This is a genomic window from Streptomyces sp. GDS52, assembly GCF_052246875.1.
In the GTDB taxonomy this organism is placed as follows: domain Bacteria; phylum Actinomycetota; class Actinomycetes; order Streptomycetales; family Streptomycetaceae; genus Streptomyces; species Streptomyces cathayae.
Window position 1 is genome coordinate 4,679,147 of the sequence record NZ_CM125966.1, and the last position, 19,584, is coordinate 4,698,730.

The 19,584-nt window shown below is 70.7% G+C and carries 15 protein-coding genes and 1 tRNA gene; 3 read left to right on the forward strand and 13 right to left on the reverse strand.

What is annotated here, in order from left to right:
* Nucleotides 1–139 precede the first annotated feature (139 nt).
* The 3 genes from ACTWJ9_RS21385 to ACTWJ9_RS21395 are packed head-to-tail and all read right to left on the reverse strand — an operon-like array spanning nucleotide 140 to nucleotide 3,450.
* Nucleotides 140–1,051, reverse strand: coding sequence for a carbohydrate ABC transporter permease (locus ACTWJ9_RS21385; RefSeq protein WP_279335850.1), 912 nt, complete (start codon nucleotides 1,049–1,051; stop codon nucleotides 140–142).
* 12 nt (nucleotides 1,052–1,063) lie between these two features.
* Entirely contained in the window at nucleotides 1,064–2,086 is a 1,023-nt protein-coding gene (locus tag ACTWJ9_RS21390) for a carbohydrate ABC transporter permease (protein WP_388702610.1), read from the reverse strand.
* 5 nt (nucleotides 2,087–2,091) lie between these two features.
* Nucleotides 2,092–3,450 (reverse strand): ABC transporter substrate-binding protein, encoded by a 1,359-nt coding sequence (locus ACTWJ9_RS21395; protein WP_279335851.1) that lies wholly within the window; start codon nucleotides 3,448–3,450, stop codon nucleotides 2,092–2,094.
* A gap of 351 nt (nucleotides 3,451–3,801) precedes the next feature.
* On the opposite strand from ACTWJ9_RS21395, the gene ACTWJ9_RS21400 reads away from it, so the two are divergent.
* Both ACTWJ9_RS21400 and ACTWJ9_RS21405 read left to right on the forward strand, forming a co-directional pair.
* Nucleotides 3,802–4,857, forward strand: coding sequence for a LacI family DNA-binding transcriptional regulator (locus ACTWJ9_RS21400; protein WP_279335852.1), 1,056 nt, complete (start codon nucleotides 3,802–3,804; stop codon nucleotides 4,855–4,857).
* Between the two features lie 279 nt (nucleotides 4,858–5,136).
* Complete coding sequence (locus ACTWJ9_RS21405) at nucleotides 5,137–7,071, forward strand: heavy metal translocating P-type ATPase (protein WP_443294616.1); 1,935 nt, start codon at nucleotides 5,137–5,139, stop codon at nucleotides 7,069–7,071.
* A gap of 70 nt (nucleotides 7,072–7,141) precedes the next feature.
* Here ACTWJ9_RS21405 and ACTWJ9_RS21410 read toward each other — a convergent pair.
* The 3 genes from ACTWJ9_RS21410 to ACTWJ9_RS21420 all read right to left on the reverse strand — a co-directional run bounded on the left by ACTWJ9_RS21410 (nucleotide 7,142) and on the right by ACTWJ9_RS21420 (nucleotide 9,434).
* Nucleotides 7,142–7,214: transfer RNA gene (locus tag ACTWJ9_RS21410), tRNA-His, on the reverse strand.
* 120 nt (nucleotides 7,215–7,334) lie between these two features.
* The gene (orn, locus tag ACTWJ9_RS21415) at nucleotides 7,335–7,937 is read right to left on the reverse strand and encodes an oligoribonuclease (RefSeq protein WP_279335854.1); all 603 of its coding nucleotides are present in this window, start codon (nucleotides 7,935–7,937) and stop codon (nucleotides 7,335–7,337) included.
* A gap of 216 nt (nucleotides 7,938–8,153) precedes the next feature.
* Nucleotides 8,154–9,434, reverse strand: a complete 1,281-nt coding sequence (locus ACTWJ9_RS21420) for a GlxA family transcriptional regulator (RefSeq protein ID WP_279335855.1) — start codon at nucleotides 9,432–9,434, stop codon at nucleotides 8,154–8,156.
* Nucleotides 9,435–10,404: 970 nt separating this feature from the next.
* Between ACTWJ9_RS21420 and ACTWJ9_RS21425 the strand changes: the two genes are divergently transcribed.
* A complete protein-coding gene (locus ACTWJ9_RS21425) occupies nucleotides 10,405–10,947 on the forward strand; it encodes a universal stress protein (RefSeq protein ID WP_279335856.1) in 543 nt (180 codons plus the stop codon).
* 33 nt (nucleotides 10,948–10,980) lie between these two features.
* Here ACTWJ9_RS21425 and glmS read toward each other — a convergent pair whose 3' ends face one another.
* The 7 genes from glmS to desA form a co-directional block, all read right to left on the reverse strand.
* Nucleotides 10,981–12,798 carry a glutamine--fructose-6-phosphate transaminase (isomerizing) gene (gene glmS / locus ACTWJ9_RS21430; protein WP_279335857.1) on the reverse strand — a complete coding sequence of 606 codons (1,818 nt, stop codon included), beginning with the start codon at nucleotides 12,796–12,798 and terminating at the stop codon, nucleotides 10,981–10,983.
* Between the two features lie 12 nt (nucleotides 12,799–12,810).
* A complete protein-coding gene (locus ACTWJ9_RS21435; RefSeq protein WP_030217181.1) occupies nucleotides 12,811–13,068 on the reverse strand; it encodes a hypothetical protein in 258 nt (85 codons plus the stop codon).
* 130 nt (nucleotides 13,069–13,198) lie between these two features.
* Nucleotides 13,199–14,125 (reverse strand): DUF4429 domain-containing protein, encoded by a 927-nt coding sequence (locus ACTWJ9_RS21440; RefSeq protein WP_388702428.1) that lies wholly within the window; start codon nucleotides 14,123–14,125, stop codon nucleotides 13,199–13,201.
* A gap of 101 nt (nucleotides 14,126–14,226) precedes the next feature.
* Nucleotides 14,227–15,999: an IucA/IucC family protein gene (locus ACTWJ9_RS21445; RefSeq protein WP_443294617.1), complete on the reverse strand. Its 1,773-nt coding sequence runs from the start codon at nucleotides 15,997–15,999 to the stop codon at nucleotides 14,227–14,229.
* Nucleotides 15,996–16,562 carry a GNAT family N-acetyltransferase gene (locus tag ACTWJ9_RS21450; RefSeq protein ID WP_279335860.1) on the reverse strand — a complete coding sequence of 189 codons (567 nt, stop codon included), beginning with the start codon at nucleotides 16,560–16,562 and terminating at the stop codon, nucleotides 15,996–15,998. The genes ACTWJ9_RS21445 and ACTWJ9_RS21450 overlap by 4 nt, the downstream gene beginning before the upstream one ends.
* Entirely contained in the window at nucleotides 16,559–17,851 is a 1,293-nt protein-coding gene (locus ACTWJ9_RS21455) for a lysine N(6)-hydroxylase/L-ornithine N(5)-oxygenase family protein (protein ID WP_279335861.1), read from the reverse strand. The genes ACTWJ9_RS21450 and ACTWJ9_RS21455 overlap by 4 nt, the downstream gene beginning before the upstream one ends.
* Nucleotides 17,835–19,277, reverse strand: a complete 1,443-nt coding sequence (desA, locus tag ACTWJ9_RS21460) for a lysine decarboxylase DesA (RefSeq protein WP_279335862.1) — start codon at nucleotides 19,275–19,277, stop codon at nucleotides 17,835–17,837. Before desA ends, ACTWJ9_RS21455 begins: the two co-directional genes overlap by 17 nt.
* Nucleotides 19,278–19,584 lie beyond the last annotated feature (307 nt).

Sequence of the window (19,584 nt, forward strand, 5' to 3'; positions counted from 1 at the left end):
GAGAAGAGGGAGAAGGGGAGAGAAGAGGGGAGAAGAAGGCGAGAGGCGAGAGGGGGACAGCGAGGGGCGGCACGGGGACGAGCAGGGGCCGAGGCGTCGGTGACCCGGCCCCCTGGTGGGAGGTATCGGCGGACGGAGCTCAGCCCTTGACCGCGCCCTGCATGATGCCGCCCACGATCTGCTTGCCGAAGACCGCGAAGACCAGCAGCAGCGGCAGTGTGCCCAGCAGGGCACCCGCCATGATCAGGGACTGGTCCGGGGTGAATCCGCGGCCGAGGCCCGCGACCGCGACCTGCACGGTCGGATTGCCGGACTGGGTCAGGACGAGGAACGGCCACAGGAAGTCGTTCCAGGTCTGCACGAAGATCAGCATGCCCAGCACGGCCATCGCCGGCCGCGCCGCCGGGAACACCACGTGCCACACCACGCGCCAGCTGCTCGCGCCGTCGACCCGGGCGGCCTCGATGATCTCGTCGGGCAGCGCCTGGAGCAGGTACTGCCGCATGAAGAACACGCCGAAGGCGCTCACCAGCGACGGGAAGATGACCGCCTGCAGCTGGTCGGTCCAGTCCAGCTTGGCGACCATCATGTACAGCGGGATGATGCTCAGCTGCGGCGGGACCATCATGGTGCCGATCACGAGCAGCATCAGCGCGCCCCGGCCCCGGAAGCGCAGCTTGGCGAAGGCGAAACCGGCGATCGTCGACAGGATGACGACGGTCACCGCCGAAATGCCCGCCACGATCGTGGTGTTGAGGAACGCCTCCCCGAGGTTGGCTTCGGTCCAGGCGATCTCCAGGTTCTTGAACAGGTTCGAGCCGAACCAGAACGGCGGCGGGGTCTGTGCGAGACGCTGGGTGTCCCGGGAGGCGGCGATCGCGGTCCACACCAGTGGGAACAGCGAGACGATCGTGAACACGATCAGGATCGCGTACGCGATCGGGCCGCCGTGCAGGGTGCCGCCGGCCCGCGCGGACTTCGGCAGACGGGAGCGGACCTGCTCCTTGGCGGACGTGGTCTCGGGGGGCGGGGGCGTCACAGTCGTCGTCACGGCCACAACTCCTTAACTGCTGGCGCGCAGCCGGCGCGAGATGACGTAGTTGATGATGCCGATGACGATCAGGATCAGGAACATCATCCAGGCGATCGCCGAGGCGCGGCCCAGGTGCTGGTTGATCCAGCCCTGTTCGTACAGGTACAGGCCGAGCGTCTGGAACTGGTGCTCCGCACCGCCGGACGCGCCCTTGTTGGGGTCGAACAGCAGCGGCTCGCCGAAGACCTGGCTGGCGCCGATGGTGGAGACGACCACCGTGAACAGGATCGTCGGGCGCAGCGAGGGCAGCGTCACGTGCAGGAACTGCTGCCAGCGGTTGGCGCCGTCCAGCGCCGCCGACTCGTACAGGTCCTGCGGGATCGCCTGCATCGCGGCCAGGTAGATCAGCGCGTTGTAACCGGTCCAGCGCCAGATGATGATCGTCGAGACCGCGAACTGTCCGGGCCACTTGTCGTCCTGCCAGGCGACCGGGTCGATCCCGACGAGGTCCAGCGCCCAGTTGATCATCCCGTAGTCACGCCCGAAGAGCAGCACGAACACCAGGGAGGCGGCGGCGATCGAGGTGGCGTACGGGGCGAGCATCGCGACCCGGTAGAAGGTCGAGCCGCGCAGCTTGTAGTTGAGGATGTGGGCGATGCCCATCGCCATCAGCAGCTGCGGGACGGTCGAGATGATGCCGATGGTCAGGGTGTTCCGCGCCGCGTTCCAGAAGAAGTCGTCGTCGAAGATCCGGGTGTAGTTCTTCAGCCCGACCCAGTTCATGTCGGTCGGGGCGGTCAGCTCCACCTGGTGCAGCGAGGCCCAGCCGGTGTAGATCAGCGGGAACAGGCCGAAGGCGAGGAACAGCAGGAAGAACGGTGCGACGAAGGCGTACGGGCTCCAGCGCATGTCGCGCTGCCAGCGGCGGGACAGCTTCTTCCGGCGCCGCTCCTCCCTGTCCTTCGCGCTCGCGGACGCGGTGCCCCGGGGCGGGCGGCCCGGGGCCGCGCCCCCCTTGACGGGGGACGCGGCGGTGTCGTGACGGGTGGACATCCAGGTCACTTGTCCAGGTTGTTGTCGATGGTCTTGACGGCCGTCTCCCAGGCTTCCTTCGGCGACTTGCCCTTGGTCACGAGAATGACGCCGTTGTCGCCCAGGCCCTGCGAGATGATCTGGTCCTTCGGGCCGATGACCTGGACCGGGATCTGCTGGGCGGCCTCGGCGAAGACCTCACCGATCGGGGCGTCGCCGGTCATGTCGTTGACCGCGCCGGTCACTTCGGGGCTGTCGAAGATGCTCTGGGCGCTCGGGAAGCTGCCCTGCACCTTGAACAGCTTCGCCTGCTGTGCGGGTGCGGTCAGCCAGGCGACGAGCTTCTTGGCCTCCTCGGCGTTCTTGGCGCTCTTGGGCACGGCCAGGAAGGAGCCGCCCCAGTTGCCGGCCTTGGGGGGCAGGGCCACGTCCCACTTGCCCGCGGCGTCCGGCTGGGACTTGCCCTTGATGTAGCCGAGCATCCAGGGCGGGCAGGACATCGCGGCGAACTTGTTGTTGGCGATCGTCTGGTCCCACGAGGGCTGGAACTGCGTCTGGGCGCCGACCAGCCCGTCCTCGGCGGCCTTCGCGGTCATGTCGAAGGCCTTCTTGACGGCGGGGTTGGTCTTGTAGATCACCTCGCCGGAGGAGTCGTAGAACCGCTTCTCCTCACTGCTGAGGACGGCGCTCATCAGGCCGCCGGGGGAGTCGAAGAAGGTGGTGCCCTTGGGCGCCTTCTTCTGGTAGTCCTCACCGACCTCGATCAGCTTGGCCCAGTCGCCGGCCCACAGCTTGCCGAGCTCTTCGCGGTCGGTCGGCAGGCCCGCCTTCTCGAACAGGTCCTTGCGGTAGCAGATCGCCATCGGGCCGATGTCGGTGCCCAGGCCGACGGTCTGGCCGTCCTTGGTGGTGGCCTGCTCCCACTTCCACCCGAGCCAGTCGCTCTTGTTCACGCCCTCGACCTTGGAGAGGTCCTCGAGCTTGCCGGCCTGGGTCTCCACGATCTCGGCGATGTTGCCGACCTCGACGGCCTGGACGTCCTGCAGGCCGCTGTTGGTGGTGAGGTGGTTGAGCAGCGCCGGGTAGTAGTTCTCGTTGCGCTCGACGACGTTCTCGGCGATCTTGATGTCCGGGTTCAGCTTCTCGTACTCGGCGTAGAGCCCGGCCTCCTTGAAGCCGAAGGTGCCGAACAGACCCAGCGTGACCGTCGTCTTGCCCTTGCCGTCCGACGAGGAGTCGGAGTCCTTGTCTCCGCCGTCGTCGGCGCAGCCGGCCAGCAGCCCTGTGCCCAGCGACACCACGGCCGCGACGGCCAGTGCCTTGCGGGTGAAGAGCTTCCCCCCGTTCGTGCGCTGCCGGGAGAGGGGGAGGGTACGTGCTCGCATTGCGTCCTCCTGATTGCCCTGACGTACCGACCCCCGGCCAACGGCTTTGTCAGGCCTGGCTGTTGCGTGCTGCGGCTCGGGCGGGGAACGTGCGGGTTGTGTATGTGTCAGGTACCGTGGGAGCGCTCCCACAAGTGATGTGTTGAAGGGTCGCGGGTCCGGGCGGGGGTGTCAAGGGACCGAACGTGGAGAACTGCGTTCAGTTATCGGGCTGTTAGCCGGCCACCCGGCCCTCACCGGGGGTGCCCGGGGTCCGGACGGCGGTCCCGGCGGCGGTCGCCGCCGCTGGTGGGGCTGTTAGATTCCAGGCCAGCAGGCCTGGCGGGACACAGGACGGAAGGCGGGGCGCAGATGGCAAGCCACGGAGCGCGGGGCCGCAGCGGCGGCCGGCCCACCCTCGAAGAGGTGGCGGTGCGCGCCGGTGTCGGCCGGGGCACGGTCTCCCGGGTGATCAACGGGTCACCTCGGGTGAGCGACGCCACCCGGGCCGCCGTGGAGGCCGCCGTCGCCGAACTCGGTTACGTCCCGAACACGGCCGCCCGCGCGCTGGCCGCCAACCGCACCGACGCGATCGCGCTGGTCGTGCCCGAACCGGAGACCCGGTTCTTCGCCGAACCGTACTTCTCGGACATGCTGCGCGGGGTGGGGGCGGCGCTCTCCGACACCGAGATGCAGCTGCTGCTGATCTTCGCGGGCAGCGACCGGGAGCGGCAGCGGCTCGCCGACTATCTGGCCGCGCATCGCGTGGACGGGGTGCTGCTGGTCTCGGTGCACGCCGACGACCCGCTGCCCGACATGCTCGCCCGGCTGGAGATCCCGGCCGTGATCAGCGGCCCCCGGTCGGCCGCGGAGACCCTGACCTCGGTCGACTCGGACAACTACGGCGGCGCCCGGCAGGCCGTCGAGCACCTCCTCGGCCGGGGCCGGCGCCGTATCGCCCACATCACCGGCCGCCTCGACGTGTACGGCGCCCAGCGGCGCATCGACGGCTACCGTGACGCCCTGCGGGACGCGGGCCACGAGGTGGACGACCTGCTGGTCGAGGCGGGCGACTTCTCCGAGGAGGGCGGCCGGCACGCGATGGCGGCCCTGCTGGAACGCCGCCCCGACCTGGACGCGGTCTTCGCCGCCTCCGACGTGACCGCCGCCGGCGCCCGGCACGCGCTGCGCGAGGCGGGCCGCCGCATCCCCGACGACGTGGCCCTGGTCGGCTACGACGACTCCGCCATCGCCCGCCACATGGACCCGCCGCTGACCAGCGTGCGCCAGCCCATAGAGGAGATGGGGCACCGGATGATCGACCTCCTCCTCGCCGAGATCGCCGACCGCCGCCCGTCCGCCTCGCGCGGGCTGGAACGACGCCAGGTGGTCCTGGCCACGGAGCTGGTGGAGCGGACCTCCTCGTAGCCCCGCCCGGTGTGACCATGGGCGGGGGAGGGTACGGGGGTGGGTATGCGCCATGATCACCAGCACTTTTCGGACCCGGCCGAGGACACCCGGCCCACCGGTCACCACGACGGACCTGAGGGGAACGGGGAGCCCGCGGCGCACGGCGCTCACCACGGGCCGGCCGATCACGCCGGTCGTGCGGATCACGGTGGTCATGCGGATCACGCCGACCACGCCGGTCATGCCGACCACGCCGGTCATGCCGACCACGCCGGTCACGGTGACCACGGTGATCACGTGGAGCAGTTCCGGCGGCTGTTCTGGTTCATGCTCGTCCTGGCGGTCCCGGTGGTGGGGTTCAACGGGATGTTCGCCCACCTCGTCGGCTACGACCTGCCCGAGGCGGGGTGGGCGCGGTGGATCTCCCCGGTGCTGGGCACCGTGGTCTACGTCTGGGGCGGCCGGCCGTTCCTGACCGGAGCCGCCTCGGAGATCCGCTCCCGCGCGCCCGGCATGATGCTGCTCATCGGCCTGGCCATCACCGTCGCGTTCGTCGCCTCCTGGAGTGCGACCCTCCACCTGGTCGACGACGAACTGGACTTCTGGTGGGAGCTGGCCCTGCTGGTGGTCATCATGCTCCTGGGCCACTGGATCGAGATGCGCTCCCTGGCCCGGACCACGTCCGCGCTCGATTCCCTGGCCGCCCTGCTGCCCGACGAGGCCGAGCGGGTCGAGGGCGACGACGTCGTGACGGTCGCTCCGGCCGACCTGGCCGTCGGCGACGTCGTCCTGGTCCGGCCCGGCGCCTCGGTGCCCGCCGACGGGAAGATCGTCGACGGTTCGGCGAGCATGGACGAGTCCATGGTCACCGGTGAGTCCAGGCCGGTCCGCCGGGAGCCCGGTGAGCAGGTGGTCGCCGGCACCGTGGCCACCGACTCCGGGCTGCGCGTGGAGGTCACGGCCGTCGGTGAGGACACCGCTCTGGCCGGCATCCGGAAACTGGTCGCCGACGCCCAGTCGTCCTCCTCGCGCGCCCAGCGCGTCGCCGACACCGCGGCGGGGTGGCTGTTCTGGTTCGCGCTGGGCTCGGCCGCGCTCACCGCGGCCGTGTGGAGCCTCGTGGGCCTGCCCGACACCGCCGTCGTACGGACCATCTCCGTGCTGGTCATCGCCTGCCCCCACGCCCTGGGCCTGGCGATCCCGCTGGTGGTGTCCATCGCGACCGAGCGGGCCGCCCGCGCCGGCGTCCTGGTCAAGGACCGGCTGGCGCTGGAGTCGATGCGCACCGTCGACGCGGTCCTGTTCGACAAGACCGGCACCCTGACCAAGGGCGAGCCCACGGTGACCGGGATCGAACCCGCCGGCGGCCGTACCGAGGACGAGGTGCTGGCCCTGGCCGCCGCGGCGGAGAACTCCAGCGAGCACCCCCTGGCCACGGCCGTCGTCGGGGCGGCACGGACACGCGGGCTGGAGGTGCCCGGGTCCACCGACTTCTCCTCCTCCCCGGCCGTGGGGGTGCGGGCGGTGGTGGACGGCACCGTGATCGCCGTGGGCGGCCCCTACCTCCTCGAGGAGCACGGCCTCGACGAGCTGCCCGTCGCCGACACGTGGCGGAAGGAGGGCGCGATCATCCTGCACGTCCTCGCCGACGGCCGGGTGATCGGTGCGCTGCGGCTGGCCGACGAGATCCGGCCGGAGTCCCGCGAGGCGGTGGACGCTCTGCACGCGGCGGGCGCCCAGGTCGTGATGATCACCGGCGACGCCCGTGCGGTGGCCGCCACCGTCGCCGGGGAACTGGGCATCGACCGCGTGTTCGCCGGGGTGCGGCCCGAGGACAAGGCGGCCAAGGTCGCGGAGCTCCAGGCGGAGGGGCTGAAGGTCGCCATGGTCGGCGACGGGGTCAACGACGCCCCGGCCCTCGCCCAGGCCGACGTCGGTATCGCCATCGGCGCCGGCACCGATGTCGCGATCGGCTCGGCCGGGGTCGTCCTGGCCTCCTCCGATCCGCGCGCGGTGCTCTCGGTCGGGAAGCTGTCGCGGGCGAGCTACCACAAGATGAAGCAGAACCTGTGGTGGGCCGCCGGCTACAACCTCTTCTCGGTGCCCCTGGCCGCGGGTGTGCTCGCGCCGCTCGGGTTCGTCCTGCCCATGAGCGTCGGCGCGATCCTCATGTCCGCGTCCACCGTCGTGGTGGCCCTCAACGCCCAACTGCTGCGCCGACTGGAACTGTGAGGTGCGGCGCTCCACGGGAGGGGGCGCCTCGCACGCGAAAGAGGCCCCCGAGGGGGCCTCTTTCGATCAGGGTGAGTGACGGGACTTGAACCCGCGGCATCCTGGACCACAACCAGGTGCTCTACCAGCTGAGCTACACCCACCATGGCCGGTACCGGTGAAGATCGGTGTCTTCCCCGACCAGCCGAGAAAAAGTGTACCTGGTCCGAAGGGGTGCTCGCGCCAGGGTTTCGCGGCGCCCCTCGGACGGCGGCCTCACACGCCTACTGAGCAGGCAGGACGTGCTTGGCGGCGATCTTCTTCGCGGTGTCGGAGTCGGGGCCGGGCTGCGGTACGAAGACGGCCTCGCGGTAGTAGCGCAGCTCCGCGATGGACTCGCGGATGTCGGCCAGCGCGCGGTGGTTGCCGTTCTTCTCGGGGCTGTTGTAGTACGCCCTCGGGTACCAGCGGCGCGACAGCTCCTTGATGCTGGAGACGTCCACGATGCGGTAGTGCAGGTAGTCCTCCAGCGTCGGCATGTCCCGCAGCAGGAATCCGCGGTCCGTGCCGACGGAGTTGCCGCACAGGGGCGCCTTGCCGGGCTCCTTGACGTGCTCCTTCACATAGGCGAGGACGCGCCGCTCGGCGTCCTCGAGCGTCGTGCCGTCCGCCAGTTCGGCGAGCAGCCCGGACGCGGTGTGCATCTCCCGCACCACCTCCGGCATCGTCTCCAGGGCCCCTTCCGGGGGGCGGATGACGATGTCCACACCGTCGCCGAGCACGTTCAGCTCGGAGTCGGTGACGAGGGCGGCCACCTCGATGAGCGCGTCGTCGGACAGCGAGAGGCCGGTCATCTCGCAGTCGATCCACACCATGCGATCGTTCATGTGTCTCACCTTACGGCGCGCGGAAGGGTGGGTGACCCGTCGGGGACCGGGTGAGTGATGCGGGCGGGAAGCGGGCGGCGGGCGGGGGGAACCGGGCGGGGGGAACCGGGCGGAGAGCGGGCAGAGAAGCGGGCCGGGCCGGAGACGGAAGTCTCCGGCCCGGCCCGTCGGCCGATCCTTGTCGCGCGGCCCTGTCTCAGGTGCTCCAGGTCCGCCTCACGGCGCGCTGCGCTGCCCCGGCACGCCCGCCCGCGGGACGTACGCCTCGCGGCCCGGGTCCGCCGAGGCCGCCAGGGACGGCCCGCCCAGGGCGCTCGCGGCCGCCGCACGCCGGGACTGGTGCGGGACGGGGTTGTCCGGGTGCGGCGCGGTGGACGCCGGGCCGGCCTGCCCCGGGTGCCCGTACGGGTGCGCCGGGCCGGACGGGACGGCTCCCGGGGTGTTCGGGATGCCGTCGGCGCCCTGGTTCCGCTCGGTCTGGGGGCGTCGCGCGCGGTACGCGGCCCGGTAGGCGGCCGGGGACGAACCCAGCTGGCGCCGGAAGTGGCCCCGCAGCGCGACCGGTGAGCGGAAGCCGCAGCGGCCCGCGACCTCGTCCACCGAGTAGTCCGACGTCTCCAGCAGGCGCTGGGCCTGCAGCACCCGCTGCGTGATCAGCCACTGCAGCGGCGCGCTGCCGGTCAGCGAGCGGAAGCGGCGGTCGAACGTACGACGGCTCATGTACGCGCGTGCCGCCAGCGTCTCCACGTCGAACTGTTCGTGGAGGTGCTCCAGCGCCCAGGCGACGACCTCGGCGAGCGGGTCGGCGCCGATCTCCTCGGGTAAAGACCTGTCGAGATAGCGCTCCTGACCGCCCGTCCGGCGCGGCGGGACGACGAGGCGCCGGGCGAGTGCCCCCGCTGCCTCGTTGCCGTGATCCGCGCGCACGATGTGCAGGCACAGATCGATTCCGGCCGCCGTACCCGCCGATGTCAGCACGTCGCCGTCGTCCACGAAGAGTTCGCGCGGATCGACGTGGACCGACGGATAGCGTTTCGCCAGCGTCGGCGCGTACATCCAGTGGGTGGTCGCCGGACGGCCGTCCAGCAGGCCGGCCGCCGCGAGCACGAAGGCGCCGGTGCACAGGCCGACGATGCGGGCGCCCTCCTCGTGGGCACGGCGCAGCGCCTCGAGCGCGTCGTCCGGTGGCGGCGAGGTGATCGAACGCCAGGCGGGCACGACGACGGTGCCCGCGCGGGCGATCGCCTCCAGGCCGTGCGGCGCGGTGAGTTCGAGACCCCCCGTGGTCCGCAGCGGGCCCCCCTCGCCGGCACTCACCAGCAGTCGGTAGCGCGGTACGCCGGCGTCCTGGCGGTCAATCCCGAACACCGACAGCGGTATGGAACTCTCGAAGATGGGACCGCCGCTGAACAGCAGTACGGCGACGATCTCCTTGCGACGTCGCCCGGCGAGTTTCCGGGCCGCGATCTCCGGCGCGGCAGTGGAGTCGTGGCTCATACTGCTAAGCCCCCCTCGGTGGTCGCGGCGCCTCGATCCTTTCGGGTCTGTCGCTCCAACACGTTTCCCCTCGGTCCTGCACGAGTCCCCCGCCGTAAGACAGTCAAGATCGAATCTACTGTGTCCCGTCGCGTCCGGGTGGCCAGTTCGGCTCCGGCGCATTGTCGACTTGGCAACTTGGCGTGAAGCATTCGATCACGAAGGGTCGCACTCGTGGGCCGTGCAGGGAAGTGCGCCTCGTCGCGGTGGCCAATCCCCGTAGGGTGCGCGGGGGTCGCCGACCCCTTTTTGTGCAGGTCGAACGGGGGTTGGGGGGTGGCCACGGCAGGAGATGCACAGGTTGCGGAAGTTGGCTGAAAAGATACGCCCGTGGGCGCGGAAACCGGTCACGCGACCGGTGTATCCCGGCCGCCCCGCGCCGCCCGCCCGGAACCGCACCGGAACCGCACCGGAACCTCACCGGAACGGGGTGACCGGCGCCGGCGGGGACCCGGAGGCCGCCGGGCGGACCACGCCGGTGACCCGGCCCCGGGAGGACTCCCGGCGCGAAGGCCCCCCGGGGGCCCGGCGCACGGTCCGCCCCCGGCGGCGGGACGGGGCCCGGAGGCGAGGCGCTCCCTGTGGCGTGGCTCACGGGGGTCAACGCGCGGCAGGGGTGCCGGTCACTGCGGTTCCGGGACGGAACCCCGGATCAGGGGATCCCCGGGCCTTCGGAACCACGGCGTACGGCGACCCCCTCGCGGCTCGGTCCACCCCGCGCAAACCGTCTGTACAGCGCAGCGACCGTTGCGTGCCGGGTGCCCCCTCGGGCATGCTCCGGGAAACCCGTCGGCCCGCTCGGGCAGGGGTCTGGGCCGATAACGCGTACCGCCGTACCCTTGGGGGTATGGGGTGGGGAAGATGATTCCCGGACACAGCTCCGACGCACCCTGTCGTCACCCATCACAAGGATCACAACGCCGAGACAGCCATGGCCGGTCACGAATTCTTCGAACCCGCGGATCGTAAGCGCCCCCTCGCCGACCCCACGGCGGCCGAGTCGCTCGGGGCCGATCCCCTGGGCGCGGAAAAGTCGCGCCAACCGTGCGATCCCGCGTTCCGGCACGGTGTGGTCGTCGGCTTCGACGGCTCCACCTCCAGCGAGCGGGCCCTCGCCTACGCGATCGGCATGGCCCGCCGCTTCGGCTCCGCGCTGATCATCGTCCATGTCGCCAACCGGCTGCCCACCACCGTGTGGGCGGGCTGCGAGCCGCCGGTCTTCGTCGACGTCCCGGACCACCGCACCGAGGTCCTCGGCCTCGAACTGGCCTGCGCGGACCACCTCACCGAGGTGCCCTGGATCCTGGTCGAACGCGGCGGCGACATCTGCCACGAACTCGAGGAGGTCGGCCGGGAGTACGAGGCCGACGCGATCGTCGTCGGCTCCACCCACGGCCTGGTGGGCCGGCTCTTCGGCTCCGTCGCCGGCCGGCTCGCCAAGCGGGCCCAGCGCCCCGTGGTGGTCATCCCCTGAGGCGCCGGCCCGCCGGACGGCTTGGGCCCGTCGCTATTCGACCGTGACCGACTTGGCCAGGTTCCGCGGCTTGTCGATGTCCCGGCCCAGGGCCAGCGCCGTGTGGTAGGCGAGGAGTTGCAGCGGGATGCCCATCAGGATGGGGTCCAGCTCGTTCTCGTTCTTCGGGACGACGATCGTGTGGTCGGCCTTCTCCTGCTCCCGGTGGGCGACGGCCATGATCGGGCCGCTGCGGGCCTTGATCTCCTCCAGGGCCGCGCGGTTCTTCTCCAGCAGGTCGTCGTCGGGGACGATCGCCACCGTGGGCAGCGCGGGCTCGATCAGGGCCAGCGGGCCGTGCTTGAGCTCGGACGCCGGGTAGGCCTCCGCGTGGATGTAGGAGACCTCCTTGAGCTTCAGGGACGCCTCACGGGCCACCGGGTAGCCCCGGACCCGGCCGATGAAGAGCATCGAGCGGGCCTCCGCGTACTGCAGGGCCAGCTTCCTGATCTCCTCCTCCTGCTCCAGGATCTCGGTGATCTGCTCCGGCAGCCTGCGCAGCCCCTCGATGATCCGCTTGCCGTCGCTCACCGACAGGTCGCGGGTGCGGCCCAGGTGCAGGGCGAGGAGGGCGAAGGCGACCGTGGTGTTGGTGAAGCACTTCGTGGACACCACGCAGACCTCGGGACCGGCGTGCACGTACATGCCGCCGTCCGCCTCGCGGGCGATCGCCGAACCGACGACGTTCACCACGCCCAGCACCCGCGCGCCCTTGCGCTTCAGCTCCTGCACCGCCGCCAGCACGTCGTACGTCTCACCGGACTGGGACACCGCGATGTACAGCGCGTCGGGGTCGACGACCGCGTTGCGGTAGCGGAACTCGGAGGCCGGCTCGGCGTCGGCCGGGATGCGGGCCAGCTCCTCGATCATCTGGGCGCCGATCAGCCCCGCGTGGTACGAGGTGCCGCAGCCGAGGATCTTCACCCGGCGGATCCGGCGCGCCTCACGGGCGTCCAGGTTCAGGCCGCCCAGGCGCACTGTGGAGAACCGGTCGTCGATCCGGCCCCGCAGTACCCGGTCCACGGCCTCGGCCTGCTCGTGGATCTCCTTGTGCATGTAGGTGTCGTGGCCGCCCATGTCGTACGAGGCGGCCTCCCACTCCACGGTGGTCGGCTCGGCCGTCGTACGGGTGCCCTCGGTGGTGTAGGTGCGGAAGTCGTCGGCCTTGAGGGTGGCCATCTCGCCGTCGCCGAGGGTGACGACCTGTCGGGTGTGGGTGACCAGGGCGGCTATGTCCGAGGCGACGAACATCTCCTTCTCGCCGATGCCGAGCACGACGGGCGAACCGTTGCGGGCCACCACGATGCGGTCCGGGAAGTCGGCGTGCAGCACGGCGATGCCGTAGGTGCCCTCGACGACCCGCAGCGTCTCGCGGACCTTGTCCTCCAGCTTGACGGCCTGCGAGCGGGCGATCAGGTGGGTGAGGACCTCGGTGTCCGTCTCCGAGAGGAACTCGACGCCGTCCGCCTCCAGCTTGCGGCGCAGGTCGGCGGCGTTGTCGATGATGCCGTTGTGGACGACGGCGACCTTGCCCTCGGCGTCCAGGTGCGGGTGGGCGTTCACGTCGGACGGGGCGCCGTGGGTGGCCCAGCGGGTGTGGGCGATGCCCGTGGTGCCCTTGAAGCGGGCCGGGACCTTCGCCTCCAGCTCGCGCACCCGGCCCTTGGCCTTGACCGTCCTCAGTCCGGCGGCCTTCGGCGACGTGATGGCGATGCCCGCCGAGTCGTAGCCCCGGTACTCCAGGCGCTGCAGGCCTTCGAGCAGCAGAGGGGCGACGTCACGCCTGCCGATGTATCCGACGATTCCGCACATATGGGTGTGTTCCTAGCCGTAGACGATGCGCCGCAGCTGGCGGAGCGAGAGCTCCGGCGGGGCCACCGCGCGATAGCGGAGATCCGCCTCGATCCGTTCGAAGATCGTCGCGTTCACCAGGCCCTGGGCCTGGAGCTCGCGGTGGCGGCGACGGACGTACTCCTCGGTCGTCTCGTCGAAGTAGGCGAGCACGTCCTGGACCACGCGCAGCGCCTCGCCCCGGCTGAGGGGTGTGGACCGCGTCAGATGATCGACCAGTTCGTCGTGCACCCGATGATCCTGAGGTAACGGGGAGGCTCGCGCAAGAATCCTGCCCGATTTCGGGCAGGAAAGCGTACGGAGTGTCGGCAGTGGTGGACGGCGGTCGTAGACGGTCGACGGTAGACGGAGGCGGGGACGTTTACATGCGCTTCAGGACCGCCTGTTTGGCCAGGGTGAACTCCTCGTCCGTCAGGATGCCGGAGCGGTGCAGTTCGCCCAGCTCGCGCAGCCGGCGCAGCAGCGCGTCGTGCTCGTCCTCGGCGGTGGCGACGGAGGTACCGGGGGCGGCCTCCGGTACTGCCGGGTGTGCGTGCCCGGCGCGGTCCTGGGCGGTGTCGCCCCCGAGGGCGGGCACGGAGTCCCTGGCGGCGGGGTGGGGCAGACGGGCCTGGACGGCGGCGGCGACGAGCGCCATCAGGGGGTCCTTCTTGAAGCCCCACAGCTCCACCGCGTCGGGGTCGTACTTGGCCGGGGCCTTGGTGGGCGCGCTGTGCACGAGGAAACGGAGGTGGCCGTTCTCCAGTCCGGTCGCCGGCACCCACTCCACGGCGGCTATGTCGGTCAGCGCGAGGGTGCGGGCGCCGGCGGCGGACTTGGCCTCCTCCGTCTTCCAGTTCCACTCCAGGCGGATCCGCTCCCCGTCGAAGCTCACCGAACCGTCCCCGGCGGAGGCGGACAGCGGTACGGACGGACCGGGCAGCAGGTACTCCGGGACCGGGTCGGAGGGGACCTGGTCCAGCAGCAGGGCGTTGCGCACCTCGTCCGTGAAGTACTCGGCGACGCCGTACCGGTCGGGCTCCACGACCAGTTGGTACGGGTCGTGCGACTCGGCGAGCCGGCCGCCGGTCGCCTGCAACAGAGGGTCGGCGCCCTCGCGCAGCCGCAGCCTGAGCCGCCCTGTTTTCTTGCCCTGCTCGAACGAGACCCCCGCCAGCGCGCCGAGCGGGACCAGCAGTTCGCCCAGGGTCCTGCGGAGCAGCCCGACGTTCTTGTCCCGTCCGGGGGTCAGTCGCAGGGCGTTCCCGTCGAAGACCCAGGTTCCGTCCTTCTGGATGATTTCCGCCATGGGAGGGATTGTTTCACCCGATCGGGGGAGAACGGTCCGCCCCGGCCAGGCCCCCTGCCGCCGGCCGGGGCCACCCCGGGCGGCGGCCCCGGCCGGGCGGGTCAGAGGCCCGCGAGGGGGTTCTTCAGGGTGCCGACCAGCTGGAGCGCGCCGGACGGGTCCGCGAGGTCGACCATCTGCCGGTTGTCGCGCAGCTGGAGCCGGTTGAGGCAGGACAGCGCGAACTCGGGGGCGAACAGGTCGTACCGGGCGAACTTGTCGGCGAGTTCGGGCACCGACGCCTGGTACTCGCGGGTGATCTCCGCGACCGTCCGCCAGAAGTCGTCCTCGGCCAGGACGCCCGCGGAGGCCAGGTCGGAGGCGAGGAAGCGGAAGAAGCAGTCGAAGACGTCCGTGAAGACCGACAGCAGCTTCTGGTCCTCCGGCACCTCCACGCGGATGCGGGAGACCTCCGGCGGCAGCACCGCGTCCGGGTCCAGCACCGCGATCTCCTCGGCGATGTCCTTGTAGACCGCGCGCCGCACCACCCCGTCCTCCAGCACCAGGACCACGTTCTCGCCGTGCGGCATGAACACCAGGTCGTAGGCGTAGAAACTGTGCAGCAGCGGGGTGTAGTAGGCGCGCAGGTAGTGCCGCAGCCAGTCCGCCGGGGCCAGCCCGGACCGCTCGATCAGCGCGCCCGCGAAGGACGTCCCCTCGTGGTCCACATGGAGCAGGGAGGCCATGGTGGCGAGGGACTCGCCGCCCTGCAGCGAGGGCACCGGGCTCTCCCGCCACAGCGCGGCCAGCATCTTGCGGTACGGCGAGTAGCGGTCGGTGGCCTGCTCGTACTCCAGGTGCCGGTAGCCGACCGCCGCCCGCTCCCGGATGATCGTCAGCCCCGTCGAGCTCAGTACCGGGTCGTTCTCGATCAGCCGCGCCAGCCAGTCGTTGATCGCCGGAGTGGCCTCCATGTAGGCGGCCGAGAGGCCGCGCATGAAGCCCATGTTGAGGACGGACAGGGCCGTCTTCACGTAGTGCTTCCGGGGGGCCGTCCGGTTGAAGAAGGTCCGGACGGACTGCTGGGCCAGGTACTCGTCGTCGCCCTCGCCGAGGCACACCAGGTGGCGGCGGGCGACCTCGGCGGCGAAGGTGACGGTGAGCTTGTTCCACCACTGCCAGGGGTGGACGGGGATGAGGAGGTAGTCGGCCGGGTCGAGGCCCTGGCCGGTGAGCGTCCGGTGGAAGCGCTCGACGGTGTCCCCGCCCAGCTCCTGGCGCAGGAACGACTCGTACTCGATGCCCACGCCGGCCGTGAACGCCGCCCGTGAGCGGTGCGCGGCCAGCCACACCAGCCGGACCGGGTTCGCCGTCTCCGGCGCGTAGGCGCGGTACTCGTGGATGCCGAAGCCGAGCCGCCCGTTGTTGGCGACGAAGCAGGGGTGGCCCTCGGTCATGCCGGTCTCGACGGCCTGGAAGCCGGCGCCGACCAGCTCGGCCGAGGTGACCGGCGGCTTGGCGAGCTTGTAGCAGGTGCCGGAGAGGGTGGAGGAGATCTCCTCCAGGTACACCGGCAGGACCTCGTCGCCCAGCCCGAGCGACTTGTGCAGCTCGATGAAGAAGTCCAGGGCGGCCAGGGGGAGTTCGGTGCCGTCACGGTGCCGGCTGATGGAGTCGGCGGCCACCTGCCAGTGGTCCAGGGCGCGGCGGACGGCGGTGAAGCGGTACTCGGTCAGGCCGTCGTCGCCGCGGACGACGTAGCCGTCCCCGCCGGTCTCCTCGGGGTGGATCAGCCGCTCGTGCGCGAACTCGGCGAGCGCCTTGCGGATCAGCAGGCGGTTGGCCCTCTCCCAGCGTTCGGGGGTGAGGTGGTCCACGGCGTCGGCGGGGCTCATATGCCCACCCCCGTGGCCGCGGCGAACTGTTCGCGGGTGCAGAAGCTCAGCAACGCCTTTTTCTCCGGCTTGTCGATCTCGCGTACGGGGACGAAGCCCACGGCCTCGTTCAGGGCGTGCACCGCCTTGTTGGACACGTCCGGTTCGACGACGACGCGCCGGACCGCCGGGTCCCGGAAGAGGTGCGCCAGCACGGCGGTGATGACGGACCGGGTGAAACCGTGCACCGGGGTGTCGGTGGGCGCGACCAGGAAGTGCATGCCGACGTCCCCGGGCTCCGGCTCGTACAGTCCGGCCAGCTCGCGGTGGGCGGGGTCGTACGCCTCCATCAGGAAGGCGGGCCGGCCCTCGTGCAGCCCCAGGTGGGCGTGGTGGTGCTCGTCGGCCGCGATCCTCATGTACGCACGCTCGACGTCCTGGAGCCTCGCGTCCCGCATCATCCAGAACGCGGCCTTGGGGTCGGTGACCCAGGAGTGCAGCAGTTCGGCGTCCCGGAGCGGGTCGAGCGGCCGGACGGTGAAGGTGCCCAGTGCGCACCGGTAGCCGCTGTCGGTGATGCTCATACGGTGAACTCCTGGAAGGCGATGGACTTCTCCACGGGGTAGTACTCGGAGCCCAGCATCTCGCGGATGATGCAGCTGTTGCGGTACGGGCCCATGCCCAGGTCGGGGCTGGTGACGCTGTGCGTGTGGAGGCCGGCGTTCTGCAGGAACACGCCCCGGCCGGTCACGTCGACGGCGTAGTTGCGGGCCACGTCGAACCGGCCGTGGCCGTCGAAGCGGAGCCGGCCCTGGACCGGTTCGAGGAAGGCCGGCTGCTCGTAGTGGTAGCCGGTGGCCAGCACCAGGCCCTCGGTGCTCAGTTCGAAGTCCTTGCCCTGCTCGTCCTGGTGGAAGCCGAGGGTGTATCCGCCGTTCTCGTGGCGGGCGCTGACGAGCGAGGAGTTGGTGAGCAGCCGGGTGGGGACCGCGCGGTCGCCGCTCTCGATGTTCTTCTGGTAGAGCAGGTCGAAGATGGCGTCGACGAGGTCGGAGTTGATGCCCTTGTACAGGCCCTTCTGCTGCTTCTCCAGCCGGTAGCGGGTCTCCTCGGGCAGCGCGCGGAAGTAGTCGATGTAGTCCGGGGAGGTCATCTCCAGGGTCAGCTTGGTGTACTCCAGCGGGAAGAACCGCGGGGAGCGGGTGACCCAGTTGAGCGAGTAGCCGTGGACGTCGATCTCGGAGAGCAGCTCGTGGTAGATCTCGGCGGCGCTCTGCCCGCTGCCGACGATCGTGATCGACTTCTTCTGCCGCAGTTCCGCCTTGCGGTGCATGTACGCGGAGGTGTGCAGCAGGTCGCCGTCCAGGCCGCGGCACGGCTCGGGCACGGACGGCACGGTGCCGGTGCCGAGCACCAGCCGGCGGGCGCGGTAGGTGTCACCGGCCGCGGTCCGTACGGCGTACAGTTCGGTGCTCTCGTCGTACGTCACCTCGGTGACGGTCGCACCGAAGCGGATGCTGCTCAGCCGGCCGGCGGCCCAGCGGCAGTAGTCGTCGTACTCGACGCGCAGCGGGTAGAAGTTCTCCCGGATGTAGAACGAGTACAGACGGCCCTTCTCCTTCAGGTAGTTGAGGAAGGAGTAGGGGGAGGTCGGGTCGGCGAGGGTGACCAGGTCCGACATGAACGGCGTCTGGAGGTGGGCTCCGTCGAGGAACATCCCGGCGTGCCACTCGAAGTCCGGCTTGGACTCCAGGAAGACGCCGTCCAGGTCGTCGATGGGCTCGGTGAGGCAGGCGAGGCCGAGGTTGAAGGGGCCCAGCCCGATCCCCACGAAGTCGTGGGCGGTGTCAGGGGCTTCAGGAAGCGCGGTCAAGGGACTCTCCCAGGTACTGCTCGGCGTGGCCGGCGATCAGATCGAGGACGGCGGTGATGTCGGCGGTCGTGGTCTCGGGGTTCAGCAGGGTGAACTTCAGGTAGTGGCGGCCCGCCACCTTGGTGCCCGCGACGACCGCGTCACCGGAGGCGAACAGGGCTTTGCGGGCGTAGAGGTTGGCCCGGTCGATCTCGGCGGGGTCGGTGACGGCGGCCGGGACGTAGCGGAAGACGAGCGTGGACAGCGACGGTGCGACGACCACGTCGAAGCGCGGGTCGGCGGCCAGCAGCTCCCAGCCCTCGTGGGCCAGGTCGCAGACCTCGTCGAAGAGCCCGCCGATGCCGTCGGCGCCCATCACGCGCAGCGTCATCCACAGTTTCAGCGCGTCGAAGCGGCGGGTGGTCTGCAGGGACTTGTCGACCTGGTTGGGGATGCGCTCGGTCACCATGCGGCGCGGGTTGAGGTACTCCGCGTGGTAGGTGGCGTGCCGCAGCGTGGCCGCGTCGCGGACCAGTACGGCCGACGAACTCACCGGCTGGAAGAAGGACTTGTGGTAGTCGACGGTGACCGAGTCGGCGCGTTCGATGCCGTCGATCCGGTCCCGGTGCTTCAGCGAGGCGAGCAGTCCGCAGCCGTAGGCGGCGTCCACGTGCATCCAGACGCCGTACCGGGCGCACAGTTCGGCGATCTCGGGCAGCGGGTCGATGGAGCCGAAGTCGGTGCTTCCGGCGGTGGCGACGACGGCCATGGGGACGAGGCCGTCCTCGGCGCAGCGGGCCAGTTCGCGGGCGAGGGCGACGGTCTGCAGCCGCTTGTCGTGGTCGACGGGGAGCGGCACCACCGCGTCCGGGCCGAGGCCGAGCAGTTTCGCGGACTTCTGCACGCTGAAGTGGCTGACCTCGGAGGTGAGGACGCGCAGTGTCGCGAGGTCGCCGGTCTTGGCCTCCTCGCGGGCCAGCAGCAGCGCCTGGAGGTTGGACTGGGTGCCGCCGGAGGTGAACACCCCGTCGGCGGACGGCCCGAGGCCGATGCGGGCGGCCGTCCAGTCGATCAGTTTCCGCTCGATGAGGGTGCCGCCGGCCGACTGGTCCCAGGTGTCCAGGGAGGAGTTGACGGCACAGAGCACCGCCTCGCCGAGCACGGCCGGGATGACGACCGGGCAGTTGAGGTGGGCGAGGTAGCGGGGGTGGTGGAAGTAGACCGCGTCCCGGAGGTAGACCTCCTCCAGTTCGTCCAGCGCCGCGGTGGTGTCGTGCAGCGGCCGGTCGAGGTCGATCCGCTCGATGGCGGGGGCGAGGGCGTCGACCGTGACGCCGGTGAACGGGCGTTCGGTGGTGGCGAGTTTGGCTGCCACCCGCTCGACTCCTTCGGTCACGGAGCGGCGGTAGTGCTCCGCGGTGGTGTCGTTGAGCAGGTGCGAGCGCATGTGGGGGCCTCCGGTGGGGATGGTCCGGTGCGGGGAGGGAGCGGGGCGCGCGCCGCGGTGCGGCCCGCTTTTACTTAGGTGAGCCTAGCCTAAGTAGATCGGCTCTCTTCCTGCTCCGGCCGTGACCGTGATCACTCCGCCACGAGGTGTACGGGGCGCTCAACTGGCGTGATGGCCAACGCTGTTCGCGTAACCGCTCCGGTGCCGGGCTTCGGCGCCCCCGGCCCCGTCCGGGCCCGGGCGGGGCCGGAAACGGACCGAGCCGCCTCGTTCCGTCGGCCTGGAGGGAGGGGAAACGGAACGGGGC